General features: G+C 42.1%; 19 protein-coding genes. 11 read left to right on the forward strand and 8 right to left on the reverse strand.

Features of this window, described 5'->3' with window-relative positions; all coding sequences use genetic code 11:
* Positions 1 to 63: 63 nt before the first annotated feature.
* The 5 genes from trhO to C5749_RS10520 form a co-directional block, all read right to left on the reverse strand.
* A complete protein-coding gene (trhO, locus tag C5749_RS10500; protein WP_105726987.1) occupies positions 64 to 1,062 on the reverse strand; it encodes an oxygen-dependent tRNA uridine(34) hydroxylase TrhO in 999 nt (332 codons plus the stop codon).
* Positions 1,063 to 1,504: 442 nt separating this feature from the next.
* On the reverse strand, positions 1,505 to 1,741 hold the full coding sequence (locus C5749_RS10505) for a DUF3820 family protein (RefSeq protein WP_105725822.1): 237 nt from the start codon (positions 1,739 to 1,741) through the stop codon (positions 1,505 to 1,507).
* Positions 1,722 to 2,480, reverse strand: coding sequence for a glycosyltransferase family 2 protein (locus C5749_RS10510; RefSeq protein ID WP_105725824.1), 759 nt, complete (start codon positions 2,478 to 2,480; stop codon positions 1,722 to 1,724). The genes C5749_RS10505 and C5749_RS10510 overlap by 20 nt, the downstream gene beginning before the upstream one ends.
* Before the next feature lie 9 nt (positions 2,481 to 2,489).
* A complete protein-coding gene (locus C5749_RS10515; protein ID WP_105725826.1) occupies positions 2,490 to 3,398 on the reverse strand; it encodes a glycosyltransferase family protein in 909 nt (302 codons plus the stop codon).
* 54 nt (positions 3,399 to 3,452) lie between these two features.
* Positions 3,453 to 4,094: an O-methyltransferase gene (locus tag C5749_RS10520; protein ID WP_146113735.1), complete on the reverse strand. Its 642-nt coding sequence runs from the start codon at positions 4,092 to 4,094 to the stop codon at positions 3,453 to 3,455.
* Between the two features lie 204 nt (positions 4,095 to 4,298).
* On the opposite strand from C5749_RS10520, the gene C5749_RS10525 reads away from it, so the two are divergent.
* Both C5749_RS10525 and C5749_RS10530 read left to right on the forward strand, forming a co-directional pair.
* Positions 4,299 to 5,753: a lipopolysaccharide biosynthesis protein gene (locus C5749_RS10525; protein ID WP_105725830.1), complete on the forward strand. Its 1,455-nt coding sequence runs from the start codon at positions 4,299 to 4,301 to the stop codon at positions 5,751 to 5,753.
* On the forward strand, positions 5,750 to 7,117 hold the full coding sequence (locus C5749_RS10530) for an asparagine synthetase B family protein (RefSeq protein ID WP_105725832.1): 1,368 nt from the start codon (positions 5,750 to 5,752) through the stop codon (positions 7,115 to 7,117). Before C5749_RS10525 ends, C5749_RS10530 begins: the two co-directional genes overlap by 4 nt.
* 7 nt (positions 7,118 to 7,124) lie before the next feature.
* Here the strand turns inward: C5749_RS10530 and C5749_RS10535 are convergent, their stop codons facing one another.
* Entirely contained in the window at positions 7,125 to 7,868 is a 744-nt protein-coding gene (locus C5749_RS10535; protein WP_105725834.1) for a DeoR/GlpR family DNA-binding transcription regulator, read from the reverse strand.
* A gap of 380 nt (positions 7,869 to 8,248) precedes the next feature.
* Positions 8,249 to 9,238, reverse strand: a complete 990-nt coding sequence (locus tag C5749_RS10540; RefSeq protein WP_105725835.1) for an aspartate-semialdehyde dehydrogenase — start codon at positions 9,236 to 9,238, stop codon at positions 8,249 to 8,251.
* A 215-nt stretch (positions 9,239 to 9,453) separates the two neighbouring features.
* On the opposite strand from C5749_RS10540, the gene C5749_RS10545 reads away from it, so the two are divergent.
* The 3 genes from C5749_RS10545 to C5749_RS10555 are packed head-to-tail and all read left to right on the forward strand — an operon-like array spanning position 9,454 to position 11,818.
* Positions 9,454 to 10,401: an NAD-dependent epimerase/dehydratase family protein gene (locus C5749_RS10545; protein WP_105725837.1), complete on the forward strand. Its 948-nt coding sequence runs from the start codon at positions 9,454 to 9,456 to the stop codon at positions 10,399 to 10,401.
* Positions 10,402 to 10,405: 4 nt separating this feature from the next.
* Positions 10,406 to 11,131: a YebC/PmpR family DNA-binding transcriptional regulator gene (locus tag C5749_RS10550; RefSeq protein ID WP_105725839.1), complete on the forward strand. Its 726-nt coding sequence runs from the start codon at positions 10,406 to 10,408 to the stop codon at positions 11,129 to 11,131.
* Positions 11,132 to 11,140: 9 nt separating this feature from the next.
* The gene (locus C5749_RS10555) at positions 11,141 to 11,818 is read left to right on the forward strand and encodes a hypothetical protein (protein ID WP_105725841.1); all 678 of its coding nucleotides are present in this window, start codon (positions 11,141 to 11,143) and stop codon (positions 11,816 to 11,818) included.
* A gap of 33 nt (positions 11,819 to 11,851) precedes the next feature.
* On the opposite strand, the gene C5749_RS10560 is transcribed toward C5749_RS10555, so the two are convergent.
* Positions 11,852 to 13,087: an NAD(P)/FAD-dependent oxidoreductase gene (locus tag C5749_RS10560; RefSeq protein ID WP_105725843.1), complete on the reverse strand. Its 1,236-nt coding sequence runs from the start codon at positions 13,085 to 13,087 to the stop codon at positions 11,852 to 11,854.
* Between the two features lie 136 nt (positions 13,088 to 13,223).
* Between C5749_RS10560 and flxA the strand changes: the two genes are divergently transcribed.
* Genes flxA through C5749_RS10590 form a run of 6 tightly spaced genes read left to right on the forward strand, consistent with a single transcriptional unit; the run spans position 13,224 to position 18,289 of the window.
* Positions 13,224 to 14,744: a flexirubin biosynthesis tyrosine ammonia-lyase FlxA gene (gene flxA, locus C5749_RS10565; RefSeq protein WP_105725845.1), complete on the forward strand. Its 1,521-nt coding sequence runs from the start codon at positions 13,224 to 13,226 to the stop codon at positions 14,742 to 14,744.
* 23 nt (positions 14,745 to 14,767) lie between these two features.
* Positions 14,768 to 15,499, forward strand: coding sequence for a flexirubin biosynthesis SDR family reductase FlxB (gene flxB, locus C5749_RS10570; protein WP_105725847.1), 732 nt, complete (start codon positions 14,768 to 14,770; stop codon positions 15,497 to 15,499).
* A 9-nt stretch (positions 15,500 to 15,508) separates the two neighbouring features.
* Entirely contained in the window at positions 15,509 to 16,735 is a 1,227-nt protein-coding gene (locus C5749_RS10575; protein WP_105725849.1) for a beta-ketoacyl-[acyl-carrier-protein] synthase family protein, read from the forward strand.
* Positions 16,728 to 16,979, forward strand: coding sequence for an acyl carrier protein (locus C5749_RS10580; RefSeq protein ID WP_105725851.1), 252 nt, complete (start codon positions 16,728 to 16,730; stop codon positions 16,977 to 16,979). The genes C5749_RS10575 and C5749_RS10580 overlap by 8 nt, the downstream gene beginning before the upstream one ends.
* A 12-nt stretch (positions 16,980 to 16,991) precedes the next feature.
* Entirely contained in the window at positions 16,992 to 17,864 is an 873-nt protein-coding gene (locus tag C5749_RS10585; RefSeq protein ID WP_105725853.1) for a lysophospholipid acyltransferase family protein, read from the forward strand.
* A complete protein-coding gene (locus C5749_RS10590) occupies positions 17,861 to 18,289 on the forward strand; it encodes a hotdog family protein (RefSeq protein WP_105725855.1) in 429 nt (142 codons plus the stop codon). Before C5749_RS10585 ends, C5749_RS10590 begins: the two co-directional genes overlap by 4 nt.
* The last annotated feature ends 110 nt before the right edge of the window (positions 18,290 to 18,399 follow it).

The raw sequence follows: 18,399 nt of genomic DNA on the forward strand, positions 1-18,399 counted from the left end.
ACACTAAATAATATTTCGTGCTTTATTTATCTATTGTTTGCCATTGAGGGACTTTAAATGCTATTATTCGCTATCTAAAAGAGTCGATTTTTCCTTTGGTGGAAAATACTTATGTTTTCTTTTGCTAATTTTTTCTTCGTTGACTGGCTGTGGTAGCTTCACATAATAACCGGTACCGTCATAAGGCCGTTTACGAGGGTGTTCCATGCAAGTTGTAGAGCAACAGCCGTCCAATTCCCAGCCACACGCATCACATTGTGTGAAATGCTCGTTGCATTCGGGGTTGGCACAGTTAATCATCTTAGGCGTTACTTTCCCGCAATTTCTACAGGTGGAAACGATCTTTGGGTTCACTTTGTTAACATCGACCGTAACCCGGTTGTCAAATACATAACACTGACCTTCGAAATCTTCACCGTTCACTTCTTTGCCGTATTTAATTATACCGCCATGGAGTTGGTAAACATCTTTAAATCCTTCTTTTAGCAATAGTGCAGAAGCTTTTTCACATTTGATTCCACCAGTACAATAAGTCAGTATCTTTTTGTCTTTAAATTGCTCCAGTTCTTTGATCTTTTCCGGAAATTCGCGGAAATTCTCTATATCTAAAGTCACGGCATTTTTGAACCGCCCTACAGCGTGTTCGTAATTGGAACGTACGTCCAAAACCACGACGTCTTCTTGATCCTTCATCTCCATGAAGTCTTTTGGCTCCAAGTGTTTTCCCGTTTCTTTGTTCGGATCTATTACCGTTGGATTTCGTAAGCCGGAATGGACGATTTCAGGTTTGTATCGACAGTGCATCTTGATAAAAGATGGTTCATCGACCTCATCAATCTTAAAATCCGTTTTTTTGAATCGCGCGTCGGCGTGTACAGCTTCCATATAGGCTTGACAAGCCTCCGGTGTTCCGGAAACGGTGCCGTTTAATCCCTCGTCGGCGACGATGATACGCCCTACGAGACCAAGTGACTTACAGAATTCAAGATGTTCCGCAGCAAATTGTGCTGCATTTTCGATTGGACTGTAACAATAGTACAGTAATGTTTGATATTTTGCCATATTCATTGATACCGCTGCAAACGGCGTTTAATGTTTAAAGAATGATTTTCGTGTGCAAATTTACTGAAAATTGTCAGATAAAAATTGACGGAGGTCATTTTTACCTTCTTTTTCCCCGTGAAAAGAAGCAAAACCGAACGAAGTGAGCTCATAGATACCAAGATGAACACGAATCCATAAACCTCTAAAGGTTAAGGAGGGATGGTGCAATAGCGGGATCAAAAACGGTCACTTAGGATAGTGATTAAGCGGAATAAAACGACCTTATATTGTTCTGCGGTCATTTTTATGAAGGCTATTCCGTTAAAATCAGCATACTGTTTGAGCGGTAGCGAGTTGTATGCTGTTTAGGAATAGACGAGTAAAAAAGCAGAACCATATTCGGTCTTGATTTTTTTGCTTCGTTTTTTCATCAAGGAAAAAATGAAGAGTAAAAACTTTCCTATTTCTTAACAAGCGGTTTGAGTAAATACTCCAAACCGTTCAGCTTAATCTCATAAAGCGTTGCCAGTTGCATCCCCAATTTGCCCTTGGGAAAGCCTTTTCGGTGGAACCAGGTCAGGTAAGGTTCAGGCAGATTGCATAATAACCAACCTTGGTATTTGCCAAAGGGCATTTTGGTATTCGCCAACTCGATCAATATTTCGGGGTTAAATAGGTTATTCTCTTGTTTTTCCATGCTTTAATCGGTATAGGATAAGACGAGCGGCCATAACGCCGTGATTGACAATATTGGGGAACGTGCCATAATGCTTTTTGAAAATCGTATACCGCTCATTCAAACTCTGTCTGTGACGTTTTTGAGTCATTCCGCCAACAAGGTATTTAGCTACATGTTGGTTCACATTTTTTATTTTGTTCGCCTTTTTTGCAGCGCGAATTACCCAATCAACATCTGCGCTGAGTTGGTATTGTAGGTCATAAGGTTCAGCAAGACTTCGTTTTACGTAAATTGCTTGATGGCAGATATTCATGCCGTACCGAAATGATTTCCAGTTGAAACGTGGTGGTACGCTATGGCGGCGATTGCCTAGAATGTTGCGCTCTTCGTCTATTAATAGCGTTTCTCCATAATAGATATCGGCATTTTCCGCCGAAGAAAAGACTTTTTCCAGCGTCATATCTTCGTATAGCTCGTCTCCGGAATTGAGAAACAGCACATAGTCACCAGTGGCGGCAGCTAATCCCTTATTCATTGCATCGTAAATGCCGTTATCTTTTTCCGAAATAAGCTTGGAGACCTCTTCTCTGTATTGATTTATTACATCGAGTGTGCCGTCGGTAGAAAGCCCGTCTACAATAATATATTCTAATTCAGCATACGTCTGTTTCATGACCGATCGAATGGTGTATTCAATGCCCTGAACATCGTTGTACACGACTGTTATAACGGAAACTTTGGGTAAAAGCTTGTTCATATTTCGTATTTATTTTCGTCCGAACTTTTTAATTAAGAACCGGATTAAGCGTTCGACGATATTTCCCTTGCGATGTGCGTAAAAATATTTAATAGCTTCATAGGCCTTATCGTTCTCTACGATTTCCTTAGGGAAATATTTTACTTTTTGCGTTGCCAATTCCACGCGATAAACATCGTCGAGATCTGAATGGGTGCCGGAGCCGTCCGTTCCGATATTTTGTATCATGGATTGACGCGGGTATAGTATCAGCCCATCCTGATTGAAGACGGAAAGATACCATCGAATAGCCCAGGAATTGATCTTTCCAGCTTTAAATTCCTTAACTTGCTTCCAGAAATTTTCTGTTCCGTCTATACTAAAACGTCTGATATCTTTCCGCTTGAAATGTGCTGTCAGGGCGTCGATATTTGGGTTGAAGTGGTTCCATGCCCTTTTCCAGGTAGCCCATCCCCAACTATTTGCCACCCGAAAAAAGAACGATTTTGGCAAGCGTTTCGGATGTTCCACCGGATACATATAACCGCTGATTTCCATGACCCGTTTCTCATGCTCATAGCGATGGAGCGCGTCATTAAAATAAGTTAGTGCATAGGGAGAGGTCTCCAAGTCATCTTCCAGTACGATGGCTTTATCGTGTTCATTGATGATTTTGGTGACGCCATCGATCACGTTTTCGGCAAGTCCCCAGTTCCTCTGGCGCTCGATAATCGTAATATGCTTAAAATCCCACGGTTCGCGGATAATGGCGCGTACCTGATTGACATTTTCGACGGCATCTGCGTTTTTTGCGGCATCAGAAATAATGTATAGCAGCGAATCTTTGGCTAATAGGTTCTTCTCCAAAGCCGCGAGCGCCCGTCTGGTGTGCTTAGGGCGATTGTATACGAATAGTATGATAGGAGCCAGTGTTTGCATGCATTACAAAAGAACGAAGAATGATTCAAAAACCGTGCTAATATTTATTTGGCCTCAAATTCCTAAGCAATTCTCTTCTTTATAAAATACCACCGTCTGTTTATCGTGAATGGCTCCGATAGCGATTCCGGAAAAAGGAATATATTTAAAACCTAAGCTTTTCATGAAAGAGAAAGCCTCTTCATATTTAGAGCGCTCGGCATCATCTAAAAGAATAACACCTTGTGGCGTCAAGCGTTGAACAGCATTTTTTAAGCATTTTAAACGCTCTCTTCCGTCAACAAGGACAATATCATAATGCTTCTCTTCTTGTAAAATGACCGTTTCATATTGCTGGTTTTCCAGTGGGACATAGCTGATTTCTGCATTAGATGGAAGTGCTGATTTTATCTTATTGTACCATTTTTCATCGTGTTCAATAGACCGGACAAACTGGATCTGTTTTGCAAAAAACAAGGTGGAATTACCAGAACCATATTCAAATAATGATAACGCTTTGTTCAGCCGTCCATCTAGAAAATCAAGGAAAGAATACGTCAACCAAGGAATAGGTTCTCCGTCAGCAGATATCGCCTGCTTCGTCAAATAAGCGTTTAGCCAACCCTTTTGTACGAAATACCCTTTTACGCTCAATGAAAGTAATCCTCGAAGTATTCTAGGTTTTAAAAGTGTGGAATAGGAACCTTCTTTTTGCATATCTGAGCTTATTTTTTTATTAGCAGGCAGTTGTAACAACGCCTTCAAACCAAACTTAAATAAAATGCTTCGCATTCACGAATTCCTAAAAAAAAATATGATGAGTAATTCTTTTTTATAGGCAATATAATTGTGTTCGCATATAGAAGAATTTCTCCAATTTGTACAGAAATCTTGCTAACTTTGTGACTTCAATGTCTTTGCATGAGCGAAAATATCAAGCAAAATACCCTTAAAGGATTGTTTTGGAATGCTATCGACCGGTTTGGAAACCAATTGGCGATAACATTAGTAGGTATAATCACCGCTCGTGTGCTCCCCGAAGAAGATTTTGGTGTAGTAATGGTTTTGACGATCTTTACAACCATTGCCACATCAATCGTGGATAGCGGCCTGGCGACTTCATTGGTGCGTTCTGTTAAGGTTGATGAAAAAGACTATGCCAGCATGTTTGCTTTTAATCTGCTGGTCAGTATCCTGCTTTATCTCCTTCTTTTCTTTTCAGCGCCGGCGATAGAGCGTTTCTACCATACCGATAATCTCGCCTTATATGCCCGTGTGCTTTTCCTGCAAATATTGACACATTCGCTTGGCCTCGTACAGTATGTGAAGTTGTTGCGGCGTTTCGCATTCAAGGAGACTGCGCGCATCAACGTCTTAGCTATCCTATTTTCGGGTATATTAGTCGTTTCATTAGCACTGTTGGGATTTGGGGTCTGGGCTTTGTTATTCCAGACTCTCCTTTACTCCTGCTTCCGTACCGTTATGTTATGGATATGGGGCGACTGGCAATTGAACTTTTTCTTTTCAGCAAGTATCCTACGCCAACATTTAAAATTCTCCTCTTCCTTTATGTTGGGAAGGATATTGAGCAGATCCTTCTCGGAGGTATATAATTCCGTTATCGGGAAACATTTTCCGTTACAACAGAGGGGATATTATTCGCAGGCAAATAGATGGGGGGGGACGCCTAGTACGCTAATTTCTTCCATTATACAGGGGACGACATTGACGACGTTGACATCGATACAAAACGATTATCCGCGTTTTCTTAACGCCTGTAGAAAATCGATGCAAACATTGGCTTTCGTACTGTTTCCGGCTGTTTTTTGTGCTATTGCTATTGCTGAACCGGCCTTTGTGCTCGTGTTGACCGACAAATGGTTGCCTTCTGTGCCCTATTTCCAACTGTTATGTCTAGCCGGTATATTTTTTTCGCTGATCGATTTAAATACAAACTTCTTAAATGTAAAAGGAAAAGCCGATTATACCCTATGGTTGGAACTAAGTCAGCTAATATTGGCGCTACTGGTTTTATGGCTAACCTATCCGTTTGGTATCTTGAGCATCATCTATGGTCAGATTGGTGTACGATTGGTGTTATATGGCATCAATACGTGGGCCAGTAGTAAGGTATATGGATACGGCTTGTTCAAACAGCTTAGGGATATAGGCCCTTCATTTATGATGAGTCTGGTCGCTTTTGCTGTGGTGTGGACATTGGCCTATTTTATAGGGGATACATCCTATCTGGTCAGGCTGTTGTTACAAAGTGGTATATTTGTAGTGGTCTATCTGCTAGGTAGTCACCTAATCCGCAATGTGGTATGGTTGGAGCTTCTGGAGATAGGGAAGCGTAAATTATCGAAGTGGAAATGATAGAAACAATAAAAGGGAATTGGGTAGGATGCGGAGCGGTATTCTATCATGAAAAAACAGGGGCTGTTGGTCCCTCCATAGAGGATGTTGTTGACTACGCTAATCTGGAAATTGATACGCATGGACTTGCAGCCTATCTAGATTATGGTTATGCTGTATTTGGACGTACACCTGTTAAGCATGTGAAGTTCCTGTTGCCTAATGAGACGTTGCGAGTAGTGGACGGTAAAATTCTGGTGGAGGAGTATGAAGACCGTATCGTGGATAATTTGGGGAAGCAAACCAACGAGGAAGATGTGCTCGACCTGATGGAAGAGCGGGTGAATACCTGGGCATCATCATTTCAAGAAGATATTTTGATTCCGACCAGTGGTGGGTTTGATTCCCGTTTACTAAATGTGTTGTTAAAGGAGCGGAACAGGATTCACGCCTATACCTATGGAACCTCCTACAATCAAGACCTATCCAGAGAGGTTGTCTATGCTAAAGCACTTTCGGAGCGACTGGGTACGCATTGGCGAAGGATAGACCTCGGTAAGTTCAATACCTACATATCCGAATGGTATGCTCTATATGGTGTGTCTATAGCTGCTTCCGGTACGTATCACATGGAATTCTTTGACCAGATCGCCAACATCGAAAATAACACGAAACTACATCTGTTAAGTGGGATTATAGGGGATGCATGGGCTGGTGCTGTTGCTATCCCAGAAATAAACACACTAGAATCATATCGCAAGCTTGGTCATACACATGGCATGAGCGCGGATGCAGCAGCGGCAATGGGTGTAGGATATAAAGAAGCGTTGGTCGCGCCACGCTTCGAAAAACAAAAGGAACTTTTGAAAGTTCCAGAATACCGAATACTGGCCACGATGCGAACGAAGATGATGATGTTGCAATTTTTGATTACATTGCCGAAGCATTATGGTTTCGAAGCATATTCTCCTTTTCTGGACCAGGATATTGCCATAGCGATGTTGAACTTAGCTCCTGAAAGAAGGGCTAACAGACAATGGCAGCGGGATTTCTTCAAGAAACATAATTTGTTGTTCGAAGACGAAAAGCATCAATATACCTATCAAAATTCCCTTAATTATGACGCTCTTCTTAACCACCCGCTGGAGCCGTTGAATGTTTCAGTGCTGCGCGAAGTGATCCGCCCGGCCTACTTAGAATGGATTAATACCACATTGGCGCGTATGAATTGGCGGGAGCGCGTTTTTCAAACCCTCATGCACACACCGAAGGTAAAAGAAGGGCTTAAGTTACTGGGCTTTAAAAATAAGTTATTGCAAGCCTATTTTGCGTATATAACCATCAAGCCAGTCGAAATGCTATTATTAAAACGCAATGCGTCTTAAAAAACATTTACTTTACTTCGATCTGATGAGCAAATTCCGTTAATTTAGGGTGTTTGGGATCAAGGTCCGTAACGAGGTAGGTGACGTCCCGTAACGGAGCAACGCGCATTTTCTGATTAGAGTTCAATTTCTCTGCAATACTGAGGATAGCGAGGTTCTTAGAACATTTGATCATTGCCCGTTTAATCTGGACAACTTCCCAGTCCGAATCTGTGATACCTTCGTCTAGGGACAAACTGTTTGTACCCAACAAACATAGATCTACCCGTAGATCAGAGAGCTCATTGATGACCTGTGCACCAGATACAATATTTGTGTTTCGAGATAATTTCCCTCCAATAAGAATAACATCAATGTTATCTTTCTCCGCTAACTCCAGTGCAACGAGCGGGCTGATGGTAAAGAACGTACACTGCAGATCATTGGGGACTGATCGCGCCAATTCAATCATGGTTGTTCCACCGCCTACCAATACCGTCATTCCGCTCTGTATCAAGCCAATGGCCTTGTGGGCGATTTCTTTTTTTGATTCCTTAGCATACACGTTTCCCTCCTGAAAAGGGAATTGAAAAGATTTGGATAAAGCACCTCCATAAACTTTTAGTACCTGTCCGTTCTCGGCTAGCTCATTCAAATCGCGTCGTATCGTATCTTCAGACACGTTGAGCTGTACACTTAAGTCAGATGATAATACCTTGTTGTGTAGGTTTATCTGATGAATGATATAGGCTTGTCTTTCTTCTTTTAGCATATTCCAAACGGTTTTTCATGTCGCTCAAGCCGCGACTGGCTCATACTTTTTTTTCCGCAAAAAAAGTATGCAAAAAAACTCGCCGCTTAAAAATTTTGATAGGATGGGGTAGTGTCGGAATATTTTTTCTACAGTTATCAAAATTTTGTCATGCGGCATTTAAGTGTTAAGGAAGGGACAATACAATTGCATTGCCCCCTCCTTAACTTTTTCGGTCGCATCCAGATATTTGAGGTATGTAGAAACTCATTCTTCGTACTATCCACTATCTCAAATATCTGAAGCGACGAGGTTTATGGATTCGTGTTTATTTTATTAGTATCCATGAACTCACTTTGTTCGGTTTTGGTTCTTTTTCACGGGGAAAAAGAACATAAAAATTATATTAATCCTTTTTTATGAAGCAATTCCGCGATTTGTACCGCGTTAGTTGCCGCTCCTTTTCTAAGGTTATCTGCCACAACCCAAAGATTTAATGTTTTATCTTGCGACTCATCACGACGGATACGACCTACTAGAACCTCATCTTTACCATGCGCATCTTTTGGCATAGGATATTGGAGATTTGCAGGATCATCGATCACTATGACACCCTCTTGTTCTGCTAGCAATTGACGTACTTCAGCCAAGTCAAAATCATTTTCAAATTCTATGTTCACAGCCTCCGAATGCCCTCCCATAACCGGAATACGGACCGTCGTTGCTGTAACACGGATGGAGTCGTCACCCATGATCTTATTCGTCTCCTTGATCATTTTCATTTCCTCTTTTGTGTACCCATTGTCTTGGAATACATCAATATGAGGGATAACGTTTAAGTCGATTTGATATGGATACGCTTTTTCACCATCTTTTCCTGCTCGTTCATCCATCAATTGATTAACGGCTTTTACACCCGTTCCGGTAACAGACTGATAGGTAGATACGACCACGCGTTTAATTTTATACTTCGCATGTAGCGGTTGAAGCACCACCACCATTTGGATAGTAGAACAATTTGGGTTTGCGATAATTTTATCCGCTGCGGACAATACTTCGCCGTTCACTTCTGGAACAACCAATTTTTTCGTCGGGTCCATACGCCATGCCGACGAGTTGTCAACAACCGTAATACCCGCTTCCGCGAATTGTGGCGCATATGCTGTTGAAGTTTCGCCTCCTGCGGAAAACAGAGCTACATCAGGGTGGAGAGCAATAGCTTCGGCTGGCGTAACGACCTTGTACTTCTTTCCCTTAAACTCGATTTCCTTACCCTTGCTCCGTTCCGATGCTACAGGAATCAACTCTGTTACCGGGAAATTACGTTCCGCTAAAACGGTCAAAATCTCTGACCCTACAAGGCCTGTTGCGCCTACTACTGCAACTTTCATAATTGAATTTGTTTAAAATGTTAAATTTTTTGCGATAAATCTAGCCCATAAAAGTACGAAAATAAAAAGATATTTTGCAATTTATTAAATACCGTGTAATGTTTTCCTCTGAATATTTAAAGATTTGTAATTCTGGTTTTTTCTATAGAAAAAGGACAAACTAAGCAATCGATTGCTGTCCAATTTTGCCTAAAAAATGCGCTAACTTTGTCACAATGAAAGAGCGTATAATAATGATTGGCGCGAATGGTCAAATTGGATCAGAGCTGGCAACAGCGCTTCGCAGTAGATTCGGTGCCGAAAATGTCATCACTTCAGACATTCGGGAACCACATGCATCAAGAGAAGATGAAATTTTTGAGATCATCAACGTATTGGACAAATCTGCATTAAAGAGGTTGTTTGAGAAATATAAACCCACACAGGTTTACCTGCTTGCGGCGATGCTTTCGGCGACTGGTGAGAAATATCCACAAAAAGCTTGGGATCTCAACATAAATGGTCTGTTAAATGTATTAGACCTTGCGTTGGAATTTGATATTAAGAAAATTTTTTGGCCCAGCTCCATCGCCGTTTTTGGACCGCACTCTCCCAAACAAAATACGGATCAATATTGTGTGATGGATCCCGTTAGTATTTATGGCGTCAGTAAACTGGCAGGCGAAAGACTTTGTGAATATTATCATCATAAATATGATCTGGACATTCGGAGTATTCGCTATCCGGGGATAATTTCCTGGAAAACTGCACCGGGAGGTGGGACAACAGATTACGCTATCGATATCTTTATAGAAGCGCTCAAGCATGGTCAATATGCGTGTTTTCTTTCGGCCAACACAGCTTTGCCCATGCTCTATATGGAAGACGCGGTGCGTGGAACTATCGAACTGATGGATGCTCCTAGTGAACAGATCTCCATCCGCTCAAGCTATAATCTCGCGGGATTATCTTTCACTCCTGCGGAGATTGCCGAAGAAATTAAAAAAATTCTTCCTAATTTTGAGATGTCTTATGTTGATTATGACCCCCGTCAAGCGATTGCCGACAGTTGGCCTGCAAGCATCGATGATTCTTATGCGCGTAACGATTGGAGCTGGGAACCAAAGTTTGATTTGGCGTCAATAACAGAAGATATGATTGCGAACCTCAAAACAAACGTATAAAACAATGGGCAGAGCCTTTGAATTTAGGAAAGAAAGAAAATTTAAACGTTGGGCCAAAATGGCCGTGCAGTTTACACGCTTAGGAAAAGAGATAGCCATCGCGGTAAAAGAGGGCGGTCCACATCCGGAAAACAACTCTCGTTTGCGTACGGCTATTCAAAATGCTAAAGCGGTCAATATGCCAAAAGATCGTGTTGAAGCAGCTATTAAAAGGGCTTCTGAAAAGGACGCGAAAGGATATGAAGAATATGTTTATGAAGGATATGGCCCCCATGGTGTACCAGTTTTGATAGAAACGGCAACTGATAATACCAACCGCACGGTGGCCAATATTAGAAGTTATTTTACTAAATCGGGCGGTTCATTGGGCAAGACCGGGTCACTTGACTTTATCTTTCAGCGGAAATCGATTTTCCGATTTGAGGCCGCAGACGACTTCGATGTGGAAGAATTAGAACTGGAGCTGATTGATGGAGGGTTGGAAGAGTTATATGTAGAAGCTGATGAAGAAGGTAATGATATTGTTGTGGTTCAAACTTCATTTGAGGATTTTGGAAATATGCAAAGCCTTTTAGAGGAAAAAGAGATCGAAGTGAAGTCTGCCAAACTAGAGCGTATCGCCTTATCTCATACGGCATTAAATGAAGAACAAGCTGCTGATGTGCTCAAACTGATCGATAAGATTGAAGAGGATGACGATGTACAGGCGGTGTATCATAATATGGAGTAATTATTCGTGATGACATTTGAGGATTTTTTTGCCAAGAAGAAAATAGACTTGTCACAGCTACGGGGCGATAATCGCGTGTTGTATGACGAGTTTAGGCAGCATTATACTCAAATGGGGGAAAAAAGTTTTGACCATACCAAGAAATATTGGTTTAATAAACTAAGAAAGCAGTACGCGTTGATTGAGGAAGAGGAAACTGCTGTCAAAGATCAATCTGTTGCAGTGGAGATATTGGAAGAACTGTCTCCACGCTCAAGAGAAGCCGAGACTCCATCAAGCAAGCCGGCGGGTTTCAAGCCAAGGTTTAAAGCTGGTGCAACAAAAGCGGTCGAGCTGGAAAAACCTAAGGAGGGGGAAGATAAACCAGCGGAGCCGGCAACTCCATCAAGCAAGCCGGCGGGTTTCAAGCCAAGGTTTAAAGCTGGTGCAACAAAAGCGGTCGAGCCGGAAAAACCTAAGGAGGGGGAGGACAAACCAGCAGAGCCGGCAACTCCATCAAGCAAGCCGGCGGGTTTCAAGCCAAGGTTTAAAGCTGGTGCAACAAAAGCGGTCGAGCCGGAAAAACCTAAGGACGAGGAGGACAAACCAGCAGAGCCGGCAACTCCATCAAGCAAGCCAGCGGGTTTCAAGCCAAGATTCAAGGCAGGTATAACCAAAACACCACCACCGAAATCAGAAGATGAATAGTTTCCGCACTTATCACTTCTCACTTATAATTCATCACTTATCACCCCCCAACATATAAGCCAAGGTGCGGATTACCCGATCATGCTTTTTGACAAATGGATTCTCTTTATTCCAGACATAGCCCGCCAGTACCGCACATATCTTACGCTTTACATCCAGGTTTTCGGGACGATGGAAAAAAAGCGTTTGGAGGTTGCCTGTATACCATTCTTTCACATAGGTCGTGAAGACACTGATGCCGTATTCCATATAGTCGGCATATTCCACCTGCCAATCAATTTTCTCCCCTTGCAACTGTCGGTAGGCTAGTTTTGCAGAAAGAATACCCGATTCAGTTGCAAAACATACGCCTGAAGAAAATACGGGATCTAGGAACTCGGCACTATTGCCCGTTAATGCAAATCCATCTCCGAACATTTTAGAGACAGCTGCAGCATAGTTTTTAAGATGAATAGGTTCAAATTCAAAGGCGGCATTTGCAAAACGCTTGACATAGAAATCGGATAGCTTAATCGCTCTTTCTAAGGCTTTCGCGGTACCGTCGTCTCCTTTCAATTGTTCGATAAAATCAGTATGCGCAACAATGCCTAGACTTGTCATTCCATTGGAAAAAGGAATGACCCATAGCCACACTTCTCGATCTAATACGTCAAATGAAATTTGAGTACCTTCTATACCTTCGGGGCGATTTATATCCTTAACATGGGAAAAGATGGCGGAATGCGGATTTAGTGCTGATGGCTTGTCTAAGCGCAATAGACGTGGAAGGACCCGTCCATATCCGCTGGCATCGATAACAAATTTCGCTTTTATTTGTGAGCGGTTTCCTTCCTTATCTTGAACGGTGGTTAAAGAGTTAGTACCCTCAAATTCGATCGCCGAAACGGTTGTCTCAAAAGCAATGTCGACCTGCCTTCGCTGCAGCGCTTGTGTCATGGCGTAATCAAAGTCTGCACGTGGCACTTGCCAGGTCCAATCCCATCCTTCTCCAAATTTATCGCCAAAATCAAAAATACTAACGACTTCGCCTCGAATAAAACGTGCGCCAGGCTTTTTTTGAAAATTTTGCGCTTCTAATGCGGGCAACAGTCCGGCTTCTTTAAAGTGATCCATTACGCGAGGAATGAGACTCTCTCCTACAACCAGACGAGGAAACTTGGATTTCTCGATAACCTTGATGCGAACACCCTGTTGTTCTAGATACCCAGCGGCCACGCAGCCCGATGGACCGGCGCCGATAATTAAAATGTCTACTTCCTCGACATTCATAATTTGATGAATTAAGCGAATAAAATTAAATTATAGTATTTTTGCAATGGTTCAATATGATCCTGCCCCGCAAAAATAACAGTAAAATCTGTGCTTTTCTGTGGGAAACAAAAAATAGCACGAATACAGAAATATAATGATTTCGGTAGATAAAGAATTAACACTGTCTCAATTTTATGCGGTTGTATTTAAGGATGAGCCTCTTGGCGTAGAACAGGAGGTGCTCCGAGCGATCGAAGAAAGTCACACTTTCCTAAAAGAATTTGCCGCCAATAGAGTGATCTATGGCGTGAATACGGGGTTTGGACCTATGGCACAGTACCGTATACAAGATGCGGATACGAATCAGTTACAATACAACTTGATCCGTAGCCATGCTGCCGGTACTGGCGATATCTTGTCCTCTCTCCATGTAAAGGCAACCATGCTGACACGTTTGACAAACCTCTCTAAAGGGAAGTCCGGTATTCATTCGAGTGTTATTGAGCTACTCAAAGAATTGATCAACCGAAATATTACGCCCGTGATCTTTGCTCATGGTGGCGTGGGGGCAAGTGGCGATTTGGTACAACTGGCGCATCTGGCCCTTGTGTTAATCGGAGAAGGGGAGGTTATTTATAAAAATGAACGCAGGTCTACCGCAGCCGTTTTTGAGGAAGAAAAATTAAAGCCCATTGATGTCGTGGTACGTGAAGGGCTGGCATTGATCAATGGCACGTCTGTGATGACAGGCATAGGCATTGTCAATTACTTCTATGCAGCTAAGTTGCTGGACTGGTCGATTTGGCTTTCTTGCGCGATGAATGAAATTGTAAAGGCGCATGACGATCATTATTCGGTAAGTTTGAATACGGTAAAGTTGCATGTTGGACAAAATCAGGTTGCCGCTCGTATGCGGGAACATTTAATAGATAGTGCCCTGATAAAAAAGCGTGAGGAAGATTTGTATTCCGGTAATAATCAAGAAGACATTTTTAAAGATAAGGTGCAGGAATACTATTCCCTGCGCTGTGTTCCACAGATTTTAGGACCGATTTTGGAGACTATTCAGCATACGGGGAAAGTACTCGAAGATGAACTGAACTCAGTTAGTGACAATCCTATTATTTCGGTGGAAGACCAAAACGTTTATCATGGAGGGAACTTTCATGGCGATTATATCTCCTTGGAAATGGATAAATTAAAGTTGGCGATTACACGACTTACTATGTTGTCGGAACGGCAATTAAACTATCTCATGAATGCTAAAATCAATGAGTTGCTGCCCCCGTTTGTAAATATGGGTAAGCTTGGTTTTAATTTTGGGATGCAGGGAGCACAATTTACGGCTACATCCACCACTGCTGAAAATCAAACGCTTTCTGCCTCCATGTATGTACACAGTATTCCAAATAACAACGATAACCAAGATATTGTGAGTATGGGGGCAAATGCTGCGGTAATAGCGAATCGTGTCATCGTCAACGCATTTGAAGTACTGGCGGTACAAATTATAGCTGTGCGACAAGCAATTGATATTTTAAATTATCAAAATTTTGTATCTTCAAAAACAAAAGCGGTGTATGATGAAATTAGTGCAATTATTCCGGCCTTTTCGGACGACAAACCACTTTATCCTGCCATTCAGCAGGTCAAGGAATATTTGATGAAGAAATAGACGTTATTAACGGATTATAGAATATGAAATGTGCTCTAGTAACAGGCGGATCGAGAGGTATAGGGCGGGCAATCTGTAAAAAATTAGCTGGCGAATTGGGATATCATGTGCTGATTAATTATCAAGGAAATGAAGAAGCGGCTAAACAAACGTTGGCCGCGTTACAAGACGAGGGCGCAACTGGCGAAATCATCAAGTTCGACGTTGGAAATGCAACCGAAGTAAAAGAGGTACTAAATATATGGAGTGAGCGTCACCCTGAAGCGATCGTAGAAGTCCTCGTTAATAATGCCGGTATCACGAAGGATAGTCTATTTATGTGGATGCGTCCGGAAGACTGGTCTTCTGTGATGGACGTTTCTTTACAGGGCTTTTATAACGTAACCCACTTTTTCATCCAAAAGCTATTGCGTCAACGGTACGGACGAATCATTAATATCGTTTCAGTTTCGGGTGTCAAAGGAACGGCGGGGCAGGTCAATTACTCGGCGGCAAAGGCTGGTGTTGTGGGGGCTACAAAAGCATTGGCACAAGAAATTGCGAAGAGAAACGTTACGGTTAACGCAGTTGCTCCAGGATTTATACGTTCGGATATGACGGTAGGAATGGACGAAAAGGAATTGAAGACGCTTATTCCGGCAAACCGATTTGGGGAAGTAGAAGAGGTCGCTGATTTAGTCTGTTTTCTTGCATCAAGGAAAGCTGGTTATATCACGGGGGAAGTAATCAATATAAATGGTGGAATTTATACGTAAGATTGTCGGATGAGTAAACGTGTGGTCATTACGGGGATGGGTATCTATTCCTGCATCGGTACAAATTTAGGAGAAGTTAAACAATCACTCTTTGAGGGGAGATCGGGTATTGTGATGGATAAGGAACGGTTAGCTTTTGGGTTTCAATCTCCATTAACAGGCTCTGTACCCGCGCCAGATCTAAAGAAAGCGCTCAATAGACGTCAACGTATAAGTATGGGCGAAGAGTCTGAGTATGCTTATATGGCAACCGTAGAAGCACTCGTGCAAGCCCGATTACTGGCAGATGATCTGAGTAAACGAGAGGTGGGTATTTTGTTCGGCAACGACAGTGTCTCTAAGGCGGTTATTGAAGCAACGGATATTGTACGCGAGAAGAAAGATACCCAGCTTATCGGCTCTGGAGCTATCTTCAAATCCATGAATTCTACCGTAACCATGAATTTGGCTACTATTTTTGGATTATCTGGGATTAACATGACGATTAGTGCTGCTTGTGCTAGCGGCTCGCACGCCATTGGTCTAGGCTACATGTTTATTCAGCAAGGGCTGCAGGATATGATTATCTGTGGTGGTGCGCAGGAAATTAACCCCTATGCCATGGCGAGTTTTGATGGTCTGGGAGTCTTTGCAACGGAAATTGGCCACCCACAACAGGCTTCAAGGCCTTTCGATAAAAGACGTACTGGTTTGGTTCCTAGTGGAGGGGCAGCAACGGTAATACTGGAAAGTTATGAATCAGCCATAAATAGAGGCGCGCCAATCATCGCAGAAATAATAGGCTACGGTTTTTCTTCTAATGGCGGCCATATATCAACCCCTAATATCCAAGGACCGGCAAAAGCCATGCGACGAGCACTTGCGCAGGCCAATATACGAGCAGAGGATATTGCCTATATCAATGCTCATGCGACGTCGACACCGATTGGTGACGCAAATGAAGCTAAAGCAATTTTAGAGGTATTTGGGAATAAACCGTATGTCAGTTCTACAAAATCCATGACGGGACACGAATGTTGGATGGCAGGAGCGTCGGAAATCGTATATTCTACCCTGATGATGCAGCATGGATTTATAGCGCCCAACATTAATTTGGATGAGCCAGATGATGATATCAAGGAATTAAATTTTGTTTCTCATGCCATAAAACAAGAATTTGATATATATTTGTCTAATTCTTTCGGATTTGGTGGGACCAATTCCGCATTGGTGGTCAAGAAATTTAACGATGGATAAAGCGAGTATATATCAAAAGATAAATGAAATCTTGGTGGATGAGTTTGAGGTAGATGAGGAGATTATCAGTCCGGAAGCGTCTTTAAAAGAATCTCTTGACCTAGATAGTTTAGACTATGTGGACTTGGTTGTTATTATCGAATCCAACTTCGGTGTTAAATTAGTGGAAGCAGATTTCGAAAGCGTGGTTACTTTCCAGGATTTCTATAATGTTGTAGAACAAAAAATGGTGGTAAGGAACTAAATAGGGGGGGACATGAGCCAATGGGACGGAAAATCAAAAGGAACAGTCCTTGGCTACAGGATATTTGTCTTTTTAATCAAAAAACTAGGTGTCCGTGCGGCCTATAGTTTACTCGTTTTTGTAGCATTTTACTATTTTCTTTTCTCTCCTATAAGTTTTCGAGCTATTTATTATTACTTGCGTCAACGGCAGGGTTACGGTGCTTGGAAAGCATTTTGGAAAGTTTATCAAACCTATTTTGTATTCGGCCAGACCATCATCGATAAAGTCGCGATTTCTTCCGGCTTGCGGGATCGGTTTACTTATGAATTTGATGGAATAGACATCTTAAAAGAAGTTTTGACGAATAAAAATGGGGGGGTACTTATATCGGCACATGTGGGCAATTTTGAAATTGCGGATAAATTTTTTGCTGATATTGATCTGGACCTTCAGATCAATTTGGTAACGGTTGACCAAGAGCGCACAATTATCAAAGAATATATCGAAAGTATTTCTGAAAAACCCGGTGTTAAATTCATCCATATTCAAGAAGATATGTCCCACGTCTTTGCGATAAACGAAGCCTTGTCGAATAATGAACTTATCTGTTTCACAGGGGATCGGTATTTTGATGGCACTAAGACGCTGACTGCTCCCTTACTTGGTAAAGAAGCGTATTTTCCTGCAGGACCTTTTCGTATCGCTTCGCGCTTAGCTGCTCCCGTTATTTTTGTCTATGTAATGCGCGAGCCCGGACTTCGTTATCATCTTTATGCGCGTAGAGCTTTAGATGTAAAACAGCGCGACCCTCATTCGTTTCTTGCGGCCTATACAAACAGTGTGGAACGTATCTTGCAGAAATATCCACTACAATGGTTTAACTTTTTTGATTTTTGGAAATGATGTCTCTTCCTATTTCAGACGAAGCATTATTAAAACTCATTCCCCAACGAGCACCTATTGTGATGGTTTCGAGTTTAGAAAGTTATTACGATAGCGGATTGGAATCGACGTTTTTTGTAAAAGCAGGCGGCGTGTTCGTCGATGATGAAAAATTAGCCGAAAGCGGTTTGCTTGAGCATATGGCGCAGTCGGTTGCTTTACACACGGGATATAGCCATTTTCTGAAGGGCGAAAACGCACCGATGGGCTATATCGGTTCTATGCAGAATGTAGCGATTCATGGGCTGCCCAAAATAGGAGAAACGGTTTTTTCTACCATAACGATCCTACAAGAATTCATGGGTGTTACGCTGGTAGAAATAGAAACAAAACTTGAAAACAAAGTTATAGCCCGCGCTCGCATGAAAACGGTGCTGGCAAGATAAGTACATATTCTCTTCATGCCAAAATGTGTCGGCTTTTCTGGTCATTTTGACAGGACTGACATTTGTTATATTGGAAAAAATGTGAAAAAAGTTTCGAAGTAGGTTAAGCC

The sequence above is a fragment of the Sphingobacterium gobiense genome (assembly GCF_002980575.1).
GTDB classification, from domain to species: Bacteria; Bacteroidota; Bacteroidia; order Sphingobacteriales; family Sphingobacteriaceae; genus Sphingobacterium; species Sphingobacterium gobiense.